The 3,234-nt window shown below is 71.1% G+C and carries 3 protein-coding genes; 2 read left to right on the plus strand and 1 reads right to left on the minus strand.

What is annotated here, in order from left to right; genetic code table 11:
* A partial coding sequence (locus FDZ70_08290; GenBank protein ID TLM72661.1) for a cofactor-independent phosphoglycerate mutase occupies positions 1 to 567 on the minus strand: 567 nt, incomplete at its 3' end.
* Between the two features lie 119 nt (positions 568 to 686).
* Between FDZ70_08290 and FDZ70_08295 the strand changes: the two genes are divergently transcribed.
* Both FDZ70_08295 and FDZ70_08300 read left to right on the plus strand, forming a co-directional pair.
* Positions 687 to 1,433 carry a 4Fe-4S binding protein gene (locus FDZ70_08295; GenBank protein TLM72662.1) on the plus strand — a complete coding sequence of 249 codons (747 nt, stop codon included), beginning with the start codon at positions 687 to 689 and terminating at the stop codon, positions 1,431 to 1,433.
* A gap of 77 nt (positions 1,434 to 1,510) precedes the next feature.
* A partial coding sequence (locus tag FDZ70_08300; protein TLM72663.1) for a hypothetical protein occupies positions 1,511 to 3,234 on the plus strand: 1,724 nt, incomplete at its 3' end.

Genomic DNA, 3,234 nt, shown 5'->3' on the forward strand with positions numbered 1-3,234 from the left:
GTCCATGAGGTCGAGCAGTAGCTCCGCCCCGGCGCCTCTCGGGGTGCGCGCCGCGACCGGCCTGTCGGAGATGTCGTGCGGCGGCGTGTAGGCGCACTCCATCAGTTCCGGGTGGCCCTTCACGACGACGATGTGCCGGTACGCCACGCCCGGGTGGAAGCGGAACGTCTCGTCGCCGAGCGCGGCTGCGAGTTCGGCGACGAGCGCGTGCGACTCGGCGGTCGTGATGTGCCCCGCGGCATACGACCGCATCACGCCGTCCGCGATGGTCACGGTGTTGAGCCGCAGCGCGACCTCGTCGTCCGCCAGCGCGATGCCGAGGCTCGCGGCCTCGATGGCGCCGCGGCCGATGCGCACGGCCGACGGGTCGTAGCCGAGGATCGACATGCATGCGGCGGCCGAGGACGGCTCTTCTCCCTCGGGCACGGTGTGCGCGAGGCCGACCAGCCCCTCAGCCGCCATCCGGTCGAGGTTGGGCGTGTCGGCCCGCTGCAGCGACGTCAGGCCGCCGTGGTCCTCGAAGGGCCAGCCTGACGCGCCGTCCAAGATGACGATGGCGTACTTCACGTGTGCGGCCCTTCCTCGCGGCTTCCCTCAGACAAGGGTACCCGTTCGGGGCGCGCCCGACGTCGCCTATGCTCGGACCCGCTCGGCCGCCGACCACCCACACGTGAGGCAACGACGTCGTGAACACGACCCGCCAGAAGATCCGCCGCGGCATCATCATCACCTTCTTCCTGCTGCTGCCGATCACGCTCAACTACTACTCGCCGTACCTGATGACGCAGGGCTCAGCCGAGCGGATCGCCTCGTTCTCGCTCGTCTTCTGGGCGGCCGTCTTCGTCACCTCGCTCGTGCTCGGCCGCGCGTTCTGCGGCTGGCTGTGCCCGTTCAACGGCCTGCAGACCGCCTGGGAGCGCGTCTCGGACAAGCCGACGAAGATGCGCCCGGCGCTGCGCTGGATCAAGTTCGTCCTGTGGGCCGCGTGGGTCGCCGGCGTCGCCGCGGCGGCGGTCGCAGCGGGAGGCTGGCGACGGTTCGACCCGCTCTACATGACCGAGCACGGCATCTCGGTGACCGAGGCGGGCAACCTGATCACCTACTACCTGCTGGTCGCCATCACGCTGCTGCCGGCATTGCACGGCAAGCGCGGCTTCTGCCACCACTACTGCCCGTTCGGCGTGTGGGGCATCGTGGGCACCTGGCTCGGGCGGCTGGTGCGGCTGCCGATGCTGCGGCTGCGCGCGGACGCGGACGCGTGCACGAAGTGCCGCTCGTGCGATCGTGCGTGCCCGATGTCGCTGCCGGTGTCCGGGATGGTCGGGCGCGCCGACGCCTTCCACGCCGAGTGCACGCTGTGCGGCTCGTGCGTGGACTCGTGCAAGGACGGCGGCGTGCGCTACGCGTTCGGGGGGCGCCGCGGCGCCGTGTGACGCGCCGCGGCCCCAGCGGGATAATCCCGGATGAGGGGCCTCGCTCGCGTCGTCCGCCGGCTCTCGGAGGTGGCGTCATGCGCACGAACCGCACCGTGCTCGCGATGCTCGCATTCGCGCTCGCACTCGGACCGGCCGCCGGGGCGTTCGGCACGTCGGCGACGTTCGACAACCGCGTCATCGCCGGCGCGGGGTTCGACTTCCTCGACCAGCAGGCCCCCGATATCGGCGGACGCTATGTGGTGTACGAGTCGAAGAACACGCTCGATGCGGGTGCGAAGTACCAGATCTACGTGTACGACCGCGTCGACGGGACCACGGCGCAGATGATGCCCTCGGCGGGCAACCAGACCAACGCGCGCGTCTCCAACGGGGTCGTCGTGTACGAGGACGACACGAGCGGCACGAAGGACGCGCGCATGCACGACCTGCGCTCGCACTCGGACCTGATGCTGTCGGGCGGCGGCGGCGAGCAGACCGGCCCCGTCTACCAGGATTCCGTGGCGGTGTGGCATGACGGCACGCAGGTGTGGATGCGCGACATGCGCGTCCCGCCCTCCGTGGTCACGACCAGAGTGCCGACGATCGTCGGCTCGCAGGGGCGCCTCGGGACGAGCCGCGGCTTCGTCTACTACCAGGACGACGACGTCTTCCCGAACGTCTACCGCTACGACCGCTCGCGCGACAACACCACCGACATCTCGGGGCCGCCCGACGGCCTCGGCAACTGGGAGGGCGACCTGGCGGTCCACGACGACACCGTGGTGTGGCGCGCCAACCAGTTCGAGTGGCCCGAGACGGCGATCATGGCCTTCGACACGCGCAGCGAGCGCGAGACGACGGTCGCCGGCCCGAACGTCGAGCGCCAGCAGCCGGCCGTGTTCGGACGCGCGTTCGCCTGGGTCGACGACTCGACCGGCGTCGGAGGCGTGCGCGCGCAGCTCGAGGGCTGGTCAGCCGGCTCGGTGCTCGTGACCGACACGTCGATGTTCGGGCCGGCGGTCTACGGCAACAGCGTCGTCTACACCCAAGGCGACGACGTGTGGCTCGGCGAGTCGCCGACGACGGTCGTCCGCGTCGCGGGCGCGAACCGCTACGCGACCGCCGCCGAGATGTCCGAGCGCCACTTCTCGCGCTCGCCTCGCGTCGTGCTGGCGAGCGGCGAGAACTGGCCCGACGCGCTGTCCGCCGCGGGGCTCGCGGGCGCGCTCGACTGCCCGCTGCTCCTCGTGCGCAAGAACTCGCTCCCGGCGGAGACCACTGCGGAGATCGCGCGCCTCGGCGCGTCCATGTTCATGGTCGTGGGGGGTACCGCCGCGGTCTCGGACGCGGTCGTCGACGCGATCGAGGCGGTCCACGGCGAGTTCTCGGTCGAGCGGGTCTCGGGCGTCGACCGCTACGCGACCGCCGTCGCCGTCTCGCAGCGCGTCTACGACATCACCGAGATGAGCCGCGAGAACTCGGTGTGGTACGGCGCGGCGATCATCGTGTCCGGCGAGAGCTACGCCGACGCGCTGGCGGCCGCACCGCTGTCCGCGGCGCGGCACCTGCCGATCCTGCTCGTCAAGCGCGACGAATTGCCGATTGCCACGGCCGCGGAACTGTCCGAGGACTACTACAGGTCAGCGGTGGTGATCGGCGGCGAGGCGGCCGTCAGCGCGAACGTCCAGGAGGAGGCCGAGGCGTTCATCGCGCCCAACCCCGGGTCGTACGAGACCGGCCGCTGGTGGGGAGCGAACCGCTACGAGACCGCGGCCGCGGTCGCCGAGAGCTGCGTGCAGCTGCGCCTGCTCGACCTCGA

The organism is Actinomycetota bacterium (assembly GCA_005774595.1).
Taxonomy (GTDB): domain Bacteria; phylum Actinomycetota; class Coriobacteriia; order Anaerosomatales; family D1FN1-002; genus D1FN1-002.